At 70.7% G+C, this 14,304-nt stretch carries 11 protein-coding genes; 6 read left to right on the top strand and 5 right to left on the bottom strand.

Annotation, left to right across the window (positions count from 1 at the left end; all coding sequences use genetic code 11):
• Positions 1-37: 37 nt before the first annotated feature.
• Positions 38-1,426, bottom strand: a complete 1,389-nt coding sequence (lpdA, locus tag OG522_RS26795) for a dihydrolipoyl dehydrogenase (protein WP_329465555.1) — start codon at positions 1,424-1,426, stop codon at positions 38-40.
• A 344-nt stretch (positions 1,427-1,770) separates the two neighbouring features.
• Positions 1,771-3,291 (bottom strand): leucyl aminopeptidase, encoded by a 1,521-nt coding sequence (locus OG522_RS26800; protein WP_329465556.1) that lies wholly within the window; start codon positions 3,289-3,291, stop codon positions 1,771-1,773.
• A 312-nt stretch (positions 3,292-3,603) separates the two neighbouring features.
• On the opposite strand from OG522_RS26800, the gene OG522_RS26805 reads away from it, so the two are divergent.
• From OG522_RS26805 to OG522_RS26825, 5 genes are read left to right on the top strand one after another with little or no spacing between them, the layout of a single operon-like run.
• A complete protein-coding gene (locus OG522_RS26805) occupies positions 3,604-5,637 on the top strand; it encodes a hypothetical protein (RefSeq protein ID WP_443074756.1) in 2,034 nt (677 codons plus the stop codon).
• 52 nt (positions 5,638-5,689) lie between these two features.
• Complete coding sequence (pelF, locus tag OG522_RS26810) at positions 5,690-7,240, top strand: GT4 family glycosyltransferase PelF (protein WP_329465557.1); 1,551 nt, start codon at positions 5,690-5,692, stop codon at positions 7,238-7,240.
• The gene (locus OG522_RS26815) at positions 7,237-8,673 is read left to right on the top strand and encodes a hypothetical protein (RefSeq protein WP_329465558.1); all 1,437 of its coding nucleotides are present in this window, start codon (positions 7,237-7,239) and stop codon (positions 8,671-8,673) included. The genes pelF and OG522_RS26815 overlap by 4 nt, the downstream gene beginning before the upstream one ends.
• Positions 8,674-8,707: 34 nt before the next feature.
• A complete protein-coding gene (locus tag OG522_RS26820; RefSeq protein ID WP_329465559.1) occupies positions 8,708-9,325 on the top strand; it encodes a spherulation-specific family 4 protein in 618 nt (205 codons plus the stop codon).
• Positions 9,322-10,140 (top strand): endo alpha-1,4 polygalactosaminidase, encoded by an 819-nt coding sequence (locus OG522_RS26825; protein WP_329465560.1) that lies wholly within the window; start codon positions 9,322-9,324, stop codon positions 10,138-10,140. The genes OG522_RS26820 and OG522_RS26825 overlap by 4 nt, the downstream gene beginning before the upstream one ends.
• A gap of 26 nt (positions 10,141-10,166) precedes the next feature.
• Here OG522_RS26825 and OG522_RS26830 read toward each other — a convergent pair whose 3' ends face one another.
• Entirely contained in the window at positions 10,167-10,964 is a 798-nt protein-coding gene (locus OG522_RS26830) for an adenosylcobinamide-GDP ribazoletransferase (RefSeq protein ID WP_443074844.1), read from the bottom strand.
• A 69-nt stretch (positions 10,965-11,033) separates the two neighbouring features.
• Between OG522_RS26830 and OG522_RS26835 the strand changes: the two genes are divergently transcribed.
• Positions 11,034-11,789 carry a hypothetical protein gene (locus OG522_RS26835; protein WP_329465562.1) on the top strand — a complete coding sequence of 252 codons (756 nt, stop codon included), beginning with the start codon at positions 11,034-11,036 and terminating at the stop codon, positions 11,787-11,789.
• On the opposite strand, the gene OG522_RS26840 is transcribed toward OG522_RS26835, so the two are convergent.
• Both OG522_RS26840 and OG522_RS26845 read right to left on the bottom strand, forming a co-directional pair.
• Positions 11,738-12,466, bottom strand: a complete 729-nt coding sequence (locus tag OG522_RS26840) for a hypothetical protein (RefSeq protein ID WP_329465563.1) — start codon at positions 12,464-12,466, stop codon at positions 11,738-11,740. The two genes, OG522_RS26835 and OG522_RS26840, sit on opposite strands and share 52 nt — an antisense overlap.
• Positions 12,463-14,232, bottom strand: a complete 1,770-nt coding sequence (locus OG522_RS26845; RefSeq protein ID WP_329465564.1) for a phosphatidylglycerol lysyltransferase domain-containing protein — start codon at positions 14,230-14,232, stop codon at positions 12,463-12,465. Before OG522_RS26845 ends, OG522_RS26840 begins: the two co-directional genes overlap by 4 nt.
• Between the last annotated feature and the right edge of the window lie 72 nt (positions 14,233-14,304).

Raw genomic sequence — 14,304 nt, forward strand, 5'->3', positions numbered from 1 at the left:
ACGAATTTGCGGAAGTGGTCGTCGCGCCCGAGGGCAATTAGTCGTGGGAGTGCAGCGGCTTGCCGGCCAGCGCCAGGTGAGCCTCGCCGAGCGCCTCGTTCTGCGTCGGGTGCGCGTGGATGAGCTGCGCGACCTCGGCCGGAAGCGCCTCCCAGTTGTAGATCAGCTGGGCTTCGCCGACTTGCTCGCCCATACGGTCACCGACCATGTGGACGCCGACCACGGCGCCGTCCTTGACCTGGACGAGCTTGATCTCGCCCGCGGTCTTGAGGATCTTGCTCTTGCCGTTGCCCGCGAGGTTGTACTTCAGAGCGACGACCTTGTCCGCACCGTAGATCTCCTTGGCCTTGGCCTCGGTGATGCCCACGGAGGCGACCTCGGGGTGGCAGTACGTCACCCGCGGCACGCCGTCGTAGTCGATCGGGACGGTCTTGAGACCGGCCAGACGCTCCGCCACCAGGATGCCCTCGGCGAAGCCGACGTGCGCGAGCTGGAGCGTCGGGACGAGGTCGCCGACGGCGGAGATGGTGGGCACGTTGGTACGCATGTACTCGTCGACCAGGACGTAGCCGCGGTCCATCGCGACGCCCTGCTCCTCGTAACCGAGGCCCTGGGAGACCGGACCGCGGCCGATGGCGACGAGGAGGACCTCGGCCTCGAACTCCTTGCCGTCGGCCAGCGTGACCTTCACACCGTTGGCGGTGTACTCGGCCTTCTGGAAGAAGGTGCCCAGGTTGAACTTGATGCCGCGCTTGCGGAACGCACGCTCAAGGATCTTGGAGCTGTTCTCGTCCTCGACCGGGACGAGGTGCTTGAGGCCCTCGATGACGGTGACATCGGTGCCGAAGGACTTCCACGCCGAGGCGAACTCGACGCCGATGACGCCGCCGCCCAGGATGATCGCGGACTGCGGGACGCGGTCCAGGGTCAGCGCGTGGTCCGAGGAGATGATGCGGTTGCCGTCGATCTCCAGACCCGGCAGCGACTTCGGCACGGAGCCGGTCGCCAGCAGGACGTGGCGGCCCTGGATGCGCTGGCCGTTGACGTCCACGGAGGTCGCGGAGGACAGCCGTCCCTCGCCCTCGATGTAGGTCACCTTGCGCGAGGCGACCAGGCCCTGGAGACCCTTGTACAGGCCCGAGATGACCTCGTCCTTGTACGCGTGCACGGCGTTGATGTCGATGCCCTCGAAGGTGGCCTTGACACCGAACTGGCCGGCCTCGCGTGCCTGGTCGGCGATCTCGCCGGCGTGCAGCAGGGCCTTCGTCGGGATGCAGCCGTTGTGCAGGCAGGTGCCGCCGAGCTTGCTCTTCTCGATCAGTGCGACGTCCAGGCCCAGCTGAGCTCCGCGCAGGGCCGCGGCGTAGCCGCCACTGCCACCGCCGAGGATCACTAGGTCGAAAACGGTGCTGGCGTCGTTCGCCACGTCACGTCCTCCATGCATGTGCGCCGGGCGCGGTCGTCGATGACCGGCGGCGGCTGGTATTCGGCCGCTTGTCTTCGGCCCTGTGGTGGGGGCCCTGTCCTGCCGAGAACCCATCTTCGCACTTGTTGACGGAAGGCGGGACGCGGGGCCGGGGTATGAGACCGCTGATCGTCCGGCTCGGCGGGTCTCGGGGGTGGGTCCGCCGCCGCGCGCGACGTACGGATTTCACCGCGAGTTTCATCGACAGCGAAATCCGGTCGAGCCCGGAGAGTACGGAGCGTCAACGCGGGCGGCCCCGGACATATGCCCGGGACCGCCCTGTGCGTCGGCGTGGTACGGGGCGGTCAGCCGAGGTCGCCCGCGGCGGTGCGCTCCGTGAGCTTGAGCAGGGTGCGCACCGAGGAGCCGGTGCCGCCCTTGGGGGTGTAGCCGTGCGGGCCGCCCTCGTTGTAGGCGGGACCCGCGATGTCGAGGTGGGCCCAGGTGATGCCCTCGCCCACGAACTCCTTCAGGAACAGACCGGCGATCAGGCCGCCGCCCATCCGCACGCCCATGTTGGCGAGGTCCGCGGTGGGGGAGTCCATGGTCTTGCGCAGGTTGGCCGGGAGCGGCATCGGCCAGGACTGCTCGCCGACCTCCTCCGCGATCTCGTGGATCGCGGTGCGGAAGGCGTCGTCGTTGGCCATGATCCCGAAGGTGTGGTCGCCGAGGGCCAGCACCATCGCGCCGGTCAGCGTGGCGACGTCCACGATGGCGTCCGGCTTCTCCTCGGAGGCCTTGGTGATCGCGTCGGCCAGGACCAGGCGGCCCTCGGCGTCGGTGTTCAGGACCTCGACGGTCTTGCCGCCGTACATGCGCAGCACGTCGCCAGGGCGGGTGGCCGAGCCCGACGGCATGTTCTCGGCGAGCGCCAGCCAGCCGGTGACGTTCGCCTCGACGCCCAGGCGGGCGGCCGCGACGACGGCGGCGAACACCGCGGCGGCGCCGCTCATGTCGCACTTCATCGTCTCGTTGTGGCCGGCCGGCTTGAGCGAGATGCCGCCCGAGTCGTAGGTGATGCCCTTGCCGACGAACGCGAGGTGCTTGGCGTTCTTGGCGTGCGTGTACGAGATCTTCACCAGGCGGGGCGGGTTGGCCGAGCCGACGCCGACGCCGAGGATGCCGCCGAAGCCGCCCTTCTCCAGCGCCTTCTCGTCGAGCACCTGCACCTTGAGGCCGTGCTCCTTGCCGGCCGCCGAGACGACCGCGGCGAAGGCCTCGGGGGTGAGGTCGTTGGGCGGGGTGTTGATCAGGTCGCGGGCGCGGTTGATCTCCTCGGTCAGCGCGAGGGTGCGCTCGACGGCCGCCTTGTGGGCCTTGTCGCGCGGCTTGCCGCCGAGCAGCGCCACCTCGGCGAGCGGGCCCTTGGCGTCGGGGCCGCGGTCCTGGTAGGCGGTGAAGGCGTACGCGCCCAGGAGCGCGCCCTCGCCGATCGCCTCGATGTCCTCGGCGGCCTCGATCGGCAGCGCGAAGGCGGCCTTCTTGATGCCGTGCAGGGCGCGGGCGGCGTTGCCCGCGGCGGTGCGCAGCACCTCGGAGGTGTACGACTCGTCGTCGGCGGGGGCGGCGCCGAGGCCGACCGCGAGGACGAAGGGGGCCTTCAGGCCGGAGGGGGACACGGCCTTGGTCACTTCACCCTCGGCACCACTGGCGCCGAGGACCTCCAGGACGGCGGCGAGCTTGCCGCCGAACGCCTTGTCCACGGCCTCGGCGCCGGGTGCGACGACCAGTCCGCCCTTGGGACCGGCGGCCTTGGCGACGCCGACGACGAGGGCGTCGGCGCGCAGCGTTGCCGCACCGGCAGTGCTGAGAGTCAGAGCAGTCACGGTGGTGAGATCTCTCTTCCTTGAGAATCCTGGCGGATGTTCGACCGTCGGGTGGGCCGGTCGGCGCCCGGTGCATCGTATTTCGGGCGGAGCGCGCACCGACCACGAGCCTACGCTCGGTGATGACGTTCGAGAGCGGTGGCCGCAATTCACTCATCCGTGGTGTCTCTTTCACGTTTGGCCCGCAGGCTCCATGAGAGCTACGTCACACTCACCCCAATCGGGCGCAGAGGACACGGTGCCCCTTTGCATCATCACCACAGGTCCTCCATGCGCGCTCCGCGAGTGGAGGGGTTCCATGAGGGGGGACATATGAAGGCGAAGGCCTTGAAATTGGGCAGAACCCGGCTTGCGCTCACGGCGCTGATGGCCGCTGGACTGCTCAGCACGGCCATTCCGGCCGCGAACGCGGCGGCCACGGCGTCGCCGCGCATCGATCTGAAGGTGCTGGTCCTCGACGACGGCGGCAGCGCGGTCGGAGCCATCGTCGCCGAGCTGAAGAACACCGGGGTGCCGTACCAGACGATCGAGTTGAACGCTGCCGGCCGCCCGACGATCGACGCGGCCTTCCTCAGCGACACCGTGAGCGGCCGTCCGCGCGCCAAGTTCCAGGGCGTGGTCACGCCCAACGAGATCCCGTTCGGCTCCGCGGCCGCCCCCGAGCAGGCCGCCCTCGCCGCGTACGAGACGACCTTCGGGATCCGCCAGGTCGACGCGTACACCTGGGCCCACCCCGAGGTCGGGATCGATTACACCGACCAGAACGGCGGCTGGTCCGGCGTCCTGGACGGCGCCAAGTCCCAGGTCACCGCAGCCGGCAAGGCAGGCCCCTTCGGCTATCTCGACGGGCCCCTCACCTTCGAGGACAACGACCCCTCGGTCCCCGAGAGTTACGGCTACGCGGGCCACCCCAGGGACGGATTCACCAGCTACCTCGACGCGCCGACCGGCGGCACCCTGCTCGGCCAGTACACCCACGACAACCGCAGCGAACTCGTCATCACCTTCGCCTACAACCAGTACCAGGAGCAGTTCCAGGTGCTGGCCAAGGGCATCGTGGAATGGCTGACCCAGGGCATCCATCTCGGGCAGAGCCGCAACTACTTCACGGTGCACGTGGATGACGTGTTCGCGCCCGACTCCCGTTGGGACACGGTCAACAACTGCACCCCGGGCGACTTCGACTGCCCCGCCGGAGGCTCCGCGAGCACCGACATCCGGATGACGGCGGCCGACGCCCAGTACGCCGCGCAGTGGGAGCAGACCAACGGCTTCACCTTCGACATGGTCTTCAACGCGGGCTCCGGGGAGGAGTGGAAGACCGAGAACGGCGGCACCGACGCGCTGGCCGCCCAACTGCTCGCCGACAAGGCCAAGTTCCGCTGGGTGAACCACACCTACACGCATGAGTTCCTCGGCTGCGTCCAGGACAACACCGTCGTGCCGTGGCAGTGCAAGAAGAACGCCGACGGCTCCACGCAGTGGATGAGCCGGGCCGACATCTCCGCGCAGATCTCGCAGAACAACACCTGGGCCGCCCAGAAGGGCCTCCCGGTCGACAAGAGCGAACTCGTCACCGGTGAGCACTCCGGCATGAAGGTCCTGCCGCAGCAGCCCGACGACAACCCGAACCTGGCGGGCGCGCTCGCCGACAATGGCGTCAAGTGGACCGGCAGCGACGCCTCGCGCGAACCGGACCAGCGGGCGGTCGGCGCCGCCATGACCGTGCCCCGGCACCCGATGAACGTGTACTACAACGTCGGCAAGGCCGCCGAGATGACCGACGAGTACAACTGGCTCTACACCTCGAAGGCCAACGGCGGCAGCGGCGTCTGCGAGAACAACCCGGCCTCCACCTGCATGCCCGCACCGCTGGACACCGCCACCGGCTACCAGACGTACATCGTGCCCAGGGAGGCCAAGACCGCGCTGTCGCACGTCCTGTGGAACGACCCGCGGCCGCACTACGTCCACCAGTCGAACCTGGCCGAGGAGCGCATCCTCTACCCGGTCCTGGACAAGGTGCTCGCCGACTACAAGGCGCTCTACGCGGACAGCGCGCCGATCGTCAACCTGCGCGAGAAGGACGCGGGAACCGAGTTCAGCCGCCGTGCGTCCTGGGACAAGGCACTGGCCGCCGGTTCGGTGACCGCCTACCGGATCGGGGACACTGTCACCGTGCAGGGCCCCAAGGGCGTGGCCGCACCGATCACGGCACCGGAGGGCACTCGCAAGCAACTGCTCCTCGGTACCACCGCGTTCGGGACGCCGTACGCCGGTCAGCGCTCCGACTGGTCCTCGCCCGAGCTGCTCCAGTCGGCGATCACGCTGAAGCTGCCGGCCTGACCGGTCGCCTGATCGCACGTCACGCACGACCGCTTGTCCTGGGGGGACATCCATGCCGAGCAGTGGCCGTCATGTCACCATGCTCACGGAAGGCACATATCCGCATATTCACGGGGGTGTGAGCACCTGGTGCGACCAGCTCGTACGCGGCATGCCGGAGGTCGACTTCAATGTCGTCGCCCTCACCGGCAGCGGCCGCGAGCCGGTCACCTGGGAGCTTCCGGCCAACGTCTACCGGCACACGGCCTTCCCCCTGTGGGGGCCGCAGCCCGGCAGGCGCCGGCCGCTCCTCGGCAAGGAGAGGCGCCGGTTCACCGACACCTACGAGCGCTTCCTGCTCGCCATGCTCGACCCGGACTCCGGCTGCGACTTCGCCTCGGCGCTGTACGGCCTGGCGGAACTGGCGCGGGCCGGGCGGCTCTCGGCGGCGCTCCGCTCCGAAGCGGCGCTGAAGTCGCTGATGTGGATCTGGACGATGCCGCACCTGGCACTGTCCAGGGCGAAACCGACCGTGCACGACGCCCTGACGGCGACCGACCTCCTGGAACACGCGCTGCGCCCGCTGTCCGCCCGCATTCCGGCGGACAGCGTGGCGCACGCGGTCAGCAGCGGCCTCGCCACCCTGCCCGCGCTCGCCGCCCAGCACTTCGACGGGGTGCCGTTCCTGCTCACCGAGCACGGCATCTACCTGCGCGAGCGCTACCTCGGCTACCGCACCGGCGAGCAGAACTGGCCGGTGAAATCGGTGATCCTGAGCTTCTACCGGGAGCTCAACTCGCTGGGCTACCGCCGGGCAGACCTCATCACCCCGTGCAACCAGTACAACCGCCGCTGGGAGGAGCGCGGCGGCGCCCCCTCGGAGCGGATCCGCACCGTCTACAACGGCGTCGACCCCGACCTCTTCCCGCACGCCGGACCCGATCCGGCCGTCCCCACCCTGAGCTGGTGCGGACGCATCGACCCCATCAAGGACCTGGAGACCCTGATCCGCTCGTACGCCATCGTGCGCGCCGAACTCCCCGACACCCGGCTGCGGTTGTACGGGGGCGTGCCGGCCGGTGGCGAGGACTACAAGACCCGCCTGGAGAAGCTGGCCGCCGAACTCGGCGTCGCCGACGGCATCTCCTACGAGGGCCGGGTCAGCGACGTGGCGAGCGCGTACGCGTCCGGCAGTGTGGTGATGCTCTCCAGCATCAGCGAGGGCTTCCCGTTCTCGCTGATCGAAGCGATGTCCTGCGGCCGGGCCACCGTGTCCACGGACGTCGGCGGCGTACGCGAGGCGGCGGGGGAGGCGGGGCTCGTCGTGCCGCCCCGGGAACCCGCCGTGATGGCCGAGGCGACCGTCGGGCTGCTCCGTGACCACGAACGGCGGGCACGGCTGGGCGCCGCCGCCCGCCAGCGGGTGATCGACAAGTTCACCCTGCACCGCTCGGTGGACGGCTTCCGCCGCATCTACCTCGAACTCGCCGGACACCCCGAACCCCAGCCGCTCCAGGCCGAGTTCACCCCCGGAGACGAGTGGACCCTGCACCTGACGGACCCGTGGTACCGCGAGCTGTCCAGCGAGGCGCAGCCCAGCTCGCTCGGCGGGTCGCCCTGGTGAGCGGCTCGCTGTGGATCGGCCGGGACGAAGGGCAGGACACCCTGCCCTTCATCCCGCGCCAGCGCCCGTCCTGGGCCGCCGCGATCGACCCCCTCAACGAACTCACCCTCCGCCTTGAGGACTTGATAGCCGCCGCCGTCCACCCGGACGAGATAGCGGCGATCATCGAGTCCGACGGAATGACCGACGCGCAGATAAGCGCCGTCTACGGGCACCCGGACTCCTTCTCGCTGGCCGAGGAGCTCTACGGCCGGGTCGAGCGCCGATACCCCTCGGCGCCGGTCCCGGCCGCCGAACCCTGGCACGCCCACCTCGCCTCCTGTCTGCTGCGCGGCCTCGTCTTCGCGCTGCCCGGACTGGCCTACGTCCTGGGCGCGCCGCTTCTGGGCGGTCCCCGCGGCACCCTCGGGCTGCCCGCAGGAACGATGTGCCTGCTCGCCGGGGCGGTCACCGGCTGGGTGTGGAACCAGTCGCTCTCGCACCGCGCCCACTCCTGGCTCAGCCTCGCCGACCGCCCCGCCGCGGTCCGCGCCCTGCGCCGGGGCGCCCCGCTCGGCGCCGCCCTCGGCGCGCTGGCCGCCCTCGCGGCGGCCGGGCCCGGTGAGCTGAGCGCCGCCGCGTTCGCCGCCGGTCAGTCCTGCTATCTGGCCGCCGCCACCGTCCTGCTGGTCCTCGGCCGTGAACGCCCGCTGTTCTTCGCCCTGCTGCCCATGACGATCGGCGCCGTACCGGGGCTCCCGGCCGCCACCGGGCCGGTACTGCTGCTCGTCTCGCTGGCGGCGGCCGTGACGCTGGCCGTGCGCGCGCTGCGCGGTCCGGCCGCCACGGCTCCGGCACGCGGCGCCGTCTCGCCCCGGCTCACCACCTCGCTCCCGTACGGCTTGTTCGGGCTCGGCGCGGGCGTGCTGGTGCTGTACGCGGCTCTCGGTGATGTCTTCCGGCACGGCTCGGCGGGCTCGGTGGCCGGTCCCTCGGCCATAGCGCTCACTCTCAGCATGGGTCCCGCCGAATGGCTGCTCCACCGCTTCCGTGCCAAGAGCGTGGCCGGGCTGCGGAGCACCTGGAGCGCGTGGGGGTTTCGCGGCTCGGTCGTCGCCACCGTGGCCGTCTGCCTCGGTGTCTACCTGGTGGTCCTCGCCGCGCTCGCCGCCCTCGGCGCCCGCCTGTGGCCGGGCACCCCGCCGCTGGGCGGCTCGCGCCTCGCGACGCTGCTGCTCATCGGCGCGGTGCTGTGGACCGGGCTGCTGCTCCAGTCGTTCGGGGCGGCGCCGGGCGCGGCCCTCGTGTGCTGCACGGCGGCGGTCGCCCAGACCCTGGCGCTGCTCGTCGGGGCGCCGCCGGTGACCGGTCTGGTGGTGTCGGGGACGACGGCCGCCCTGCTGGCCGTCCTGGTCTGTGTCCTACTGGGACGAGCCACCGCCCACCGCCCATGAGCCCGTCGAGAGGGAGCACATTGCGAGGACGTACATGAGCAAACTGCTTGTGCCCTACTACGAGCATCCGGCCGAGCGCCCGGACGCCTGGGAGGCGCTGATCGCCGCCGCGCCCTCGCTGTACGGGGTCGTCCTCAACCCGGCCAGCGGCGCGGGGAGTTCACCCGACGAGGCCTTCGCGGCGGTGGCCGCGCGACTGTGCTCGGCGGGCGTGCGCGTGCTCGGCTACGTGGACACCGCCTACGGGCGGCGCCCACCACAGGACGTGGTGCGCGAGGCGGCCCGCCACCGCGCCTGGTACGGCGTACACGGAGTCTTCCTGGACCAGGTGGCCACCTCCGCCGACCAACTGCCGTACTACGCCGACCTGCGGGCCGCGTTCTTCGCCACGTACGACACCTACGTGACCGTCGTCCTCAACCACGGCGCCCAGCCGCACCCCGGCTACGCTCGGATCGGCGACCTCCTGGTCACCTTCGAGGGGCCCTGGTCCGCCTACCCGCCCACCGGCCCCGCCGGTCCCGACACCTGTCACCTGGTCTACGGCGCCCCACCGGACGCGGTCGCCCAGGCGCCGGTGCACTGCCTCGTCCCCGGTCAACTGCCGCACCCCTGGGGCACGTTGCCGCACCGCTTGGAGCCCGTTTCGTGAGACGCGCACTCTGGCTGCTGGTCCCGCTGCTCCTGCTCGCGGCCTGCACCAGCTCACCGTCCGGCCCCGACGACGGGGACGGCGAGGACACCGGGCCGCCGCCCGCACCCTCGGGCCCGCACTGGCAGCCCAGGCCGGGGCTGAGCTGGCAGTGGCAGCTCAAGGGCAAGCTCGATGCGACCGTCGACGTCCAGGTGTACGACATCGACGCCTTCGACCAGGACGCGGCGGCCGTCGCCGATCTGCACCGCAGGGGCCGCAAGGTCATCTGCTACACCTCGACGGGTGCCTGGGAGGACTGGCGGCCGGACGCCAAACAGTTCCCCAAGTCCGTGCTCGGCAAGGGCAACGGCTGGGACGGCGAGCGCTGGCTCGACATCCGCCGCACCGACGTGCTCGAACCGCTCATCGCCAAGCGCTTCGACCTGTGCAGGGCCAAGGGCTTCGACGCGGTCGAGCCGGACAACATGGACGGTTACGCCAACGACACCGGCTTCCCGCTCAAGGCCGCCGACCAGCTCAAGTACAACGAGCTCATCGCCAAGCTGGCCCACGACCGCGGTCTGGCGGTCGGCCTGAAGAACGACCTCGACCAGATCCCGCGGCTGCTCGCCCACTTCGACTTCGCGGTCAACGAGCAGTGCGCCCAGTACGGCGAGTGCGACAAGCTCACGCCGTTCGTGCGGGCAGGCAAGGCCGTCTTCCACGTCGAGTACGAACTTCCGCCGGCCCGCTTCTGCGCCGAGTCCAAGCAGCTGGGGTTCAGCTCGATGGAGAAGAAGTACGACTTGAAGGAGTGGCGCCAGGCCTGCTGAAAGCCGTCTCTCAGGCCCGCAGGCTCTCAGCCGAGGCCGAGGGCGAGCGCGACCAGTGTCACCGTGGCCGCGGTCTCCGCGACCGCCCCGAACACATCGCCCGTCACCCCGCCGAACCGGCGCACGCAGCGCCGCAGCAGCACCTGCGCGACGGCGAGCCCGGCCGGCACAGCGATCGCGCAGTGCAGCGCCGACCGGGGTCCAAGGAGCAGGCCGGAGGCCGCCGCCGCCGCGGTGACCAGCGCGGCCACCGTGAACGCGCGCCGCGCCGCCACCGTGCCCGCCACCACCGCACCGAGCCCGTCCGGGCGGGCCGCCGGGATGCCGCGCCGGGAGGCGAGGGTGAGCGCGGTGCGGGCGGCCACGGCCGAGATGACGACGGCCCCGGCGCCCCGGGCCCAGCCGTCCTCGTACAGCCGCGACAGCGCGGCGGTCTGGGCCAGCAGGAAGAACAGCAGGGACACGACGCCGAAGGGGCCGATGTCGGAGCGCTTCATGATGCGCAGCGCGTCCTCGGCGGGCTTGGCGCTGCCCAGGCCGTCGGCGACGTCCGCCAGGCCGTCCAGATGCAGACCCCGGGTGAGCAGGGCGGGCGCCGCCGTGCTCACGACCGCCGCGAGCAGTGGCCCCGAACCCAGCACCCAGAACCCGGCGCCCGCGGCCGCCGCGCACAGCCCGACGGCGAGCCCGGCCAGCGGGGCGAGCGTCATCCCGGCGCGGGCGGTCGCGCGGTCCCAGCGCGTGATGCGGGCGGGGAAGACGGTGAGGGTGCCGAAGGCGAAACGTACGCCGTGCAGGGCCTTACTGGGGTTCACCCGGCGCAGGGTATCCCGAGCGGACCGGCCCTCAGCGGCGGTAAATTGCGCATATCAGCGCAAACAGGAGCGGGTGGGATGGGTCACTGGTTCTACCGCAACATCACCGAGCCGGGCAAACTCCCCATGCTGCTCGCCCTGGCCGCCTTCGTCCTGACGTTCGTGATCACCCGCTCGATCACCCGGCTGATCCGGGCCGGGCGCGGACCCTTCCGTAACATCCGGCCCGGCGGGCTGCACATTCACCACGTGGTGCCCGGGGTCGTCCTCACCATGATCGGCGGTTTCGGGGCGGTCGGCAGCGGACGGCACGGGATCGCGGCGTCCTTGTTCGCCGTGGTGTTCGGGACGGGCGCCGGCCTGGTCCTGGACGAGTTCGCGCTGATCCTGCACCTGGACGACGTGTACTGGAGCGAGAACGGGCGCAAGAGCGTCGAGGTCGTGGTGATGGCCGCTGCCCTGATGATGCTCGTGCTCGCCGGATTCTCACCGCTCGGCGTCAACGACGTGAGCGCCGGTGAACGCCAGGACCGGGCGTCCTTCATCGCCACGCTCGCGGTCAACTTCTGCTTCGTGCTGATCGCGCTGGTCAAGGGCAAGGTGCGGCTCGCGATGATCGGTACGTTCGTACCGTTCGTGGCGCTGTTCGGCGCGATCCGGCTGGCCCGGCCGGGGTCCCCGTGGGCGCGGCGCTTCTACCGGAACCGGCCGCGCGCCAGGGCCAGGGCCGGGCTCAGGGCCTACCGTCACGACCAGCGCTGGTCGCGGCGGCGCCGGCGCTTTCAGGACTGGATCGGCGGCGCACCCGACAGGCGTCCGGTGGGCCGCCCCTGATCACACCGGCGGCGGCGCCTCTTGCGCCGTCGCCAGGTGATCCCGCAGAGCACGGCCACCGCGACGAGCGCCGCGATGTGCTCCTTGCCCGCGAGGTTGTTCTTCAGGACCACCTCGATGGCCATCGCCAGCACCACGGCGCCGGCCGTCCAGTACGCCCGGTAGCGCCAGCACACGTACACCGCGAGGGCGACCACCGCCGCCGAGGGGCCGGTGTCGACCATCCGCGCGGCCGCCTTGGGCAGCCCGAGGACGCTGTCCGGACCGATCGCGATGGCGACCCGCGCGTACATGGTCCCGGCCAGCGTCGCCGCGTACGCGATGAGCAGCATCCGGGCCCGGCCGATGCAGATCTCCGCGATGCCGAACACCACCAACACCTGGCCGAGCGCACCCCACACCGGCAGGTCGAGGGCCGGCACGAAGAGCGAGAACGGGGTGCGCAGCAGCGAGATCCACAGCGGGTACTCGGCCTTCACCGAGCCGATGACCTGGATCGGCCGAAAGCCCCAGGACTGGTTCTGCACGATCTGGCAGACCGAGGTCAGCAGGACCGCCGAGAGGGTGAGGGGGATGGCCCGCCAGCGCTGGGTGCGCAGCGCGTACTTGACGGTTTTGAACAGCGGGCCCCACTCCCGCCCGGCGAACCGGCGCACCGCCCCCGTGGCGCCGTTCACCTCTGCGACTCCAGGTGTCTGCGGTGCAGCCACTTGGGCAGGCCGGGGGCTTCCAGGAATCCTTCGGCGCGCGCGGATGCGATGGCGATCCGTGGCAGGTCTGCGCTCTTCTCGAACAAGGTGAACCGCGGCTCCCAGATAGGCCGGTACTTGGCGTTGGACCGGTACAGCGACTCGATCTGCCACCAGCGGGAGAAGAAGCTGAGGAGCGAGCGCCACAGCCTCAGCACGGGTCCTGCCCCGAGCTTCGAGCCGCGCTCGAAGACGGAACGGAACATCGCGAAGTTCAGCGAGACCTGAGTGATCTTGATCTCTTCGGCGCGCTGGAGGAGTTCGATCACCATGAACTCGATCAGGCCGTTCTCGGAGTCGCGGTCACGGCGCATCAGGTCGAGGGAGACTCCGTTGGGGCCCCAGGGCACGAAGCTGAGCAGCGCCCTCAACTCGCCCTCGCCGTCGAAGCATTCGAGCATCATGCACTGGCCGTCGGCGGGGTCGCCGAGCCGGCCGAGCGCCATGGAGAAGCCGCGCTCGGTGGCGCCGTCGCGCCAGTCGTCGGCCTTGCGCAGGAGTTCGGCCATCTCCTCGGCGGGGATGTCCGCGTGGCGGCGGATCCGCACCTCGTAGCCGGCCCGCTTCACGCGGTTGTAGGCCTGGCGCACGGTCCGCATCGCGCGGCCCTCCAGGGTGAACTCGGAGGTCTCCACGATCGCTTCGTCGCCCATCTCCAGGGCGTCCAGGCCGTGCCGGGCGTAGATCTGCCCGGCCTCCTCGCTGGCGCCGGTCACGGCCGGGATCCAGCCGTGCGCGCGGGCCTCGGCGAGCCACGGCTCGATCGCGCCCGGCCAGGCCTCGGGGTCGCCGATCGGGTCGCCGGAGGCCAGCGAGACGCTGTTGATCACGCGATAGGTGACGGCGGCCTTGCCGGTCGGGGACCAGATGACGGCCTTCTCGCGGCGCAGCGCGAAGTAGCCGAGCGAGTCGCGCTCGCCCTGCTTGTCCAGGAGCGCGCGCAGCTTCTCCTCGTCCTCGACGGTGAGCGGGTCGACCGCCTTGCGGTTGCGGAAGGCCGCGTAGATGACCGCGATCAGGAGCAGGGTGGCCAGGACGTTGATGGTGACGTTGACCCAGCCCGGGGTGGTGATGCCCTGGGTGTGCCGGTCGTCGGGGACCAGGAACACAAGCCGCATCACGCCGTAGCGCCAGCGCTCCAGGAAGGTGGAGTGGTCGGCGCCGTCGTAGGTGTTGGTGGCGCTGACCAGGACGGCCGCGCACAGCGATGCGACGAGCAGGCCGCCGACCGCGGTCGCGACCGCCGCCAGTGGATTGGAGCGGTCGCCCTTGGCGTAGAACTCCCTGCGGCCGAGCAGCAGCGCGAGGACGAAGGCCGCGGTCAGTGCGAGGGAGATCCAGTTCTGCGCGTAGCGGTGGATCTCCGGGAAGGCCATGGCGAACGCGAAGAGCAGGAAGAAGAGCCCGCCGAGCACCATGTTGAGGATCCAGGCGGCCCGCTTGCGCCGCCGCATGGTGACGGCGAGGAAGAGCGTGACGACACCGGAGGTGAAGCCGGCTTCGAGCAGGTACGGCGTGAAATAGTCGTCCGTGTTGTGCCGCCGAAGCCCCTGGCCGAGGGTGACCCACACGGCGCTCAGGAAATTGATGAACGTCACGACGCGCAGGTACCACACGGCGAACGCCATGCTGCGTCGCGACCGGGCGGTGCTCGGGTTCGTTCCTTCGGTGGTACTCAAGCGGACTTCTCCCATGAAACGCGATGATATGGGGGCAAAGCGCTTCACAGCGGACGCGGGTGGAGCCGGGGGAAGCCCCCGGCCCTA

The organism is Streptomyces sp. NBC_01431 (genome assembly GCF_036231355.1).
Taxonomy (GTDB): Bacteria; Actinomycetota; Actinomycetes; order Streptomycetales; family Streptomycetaceae; genus Streptomyces.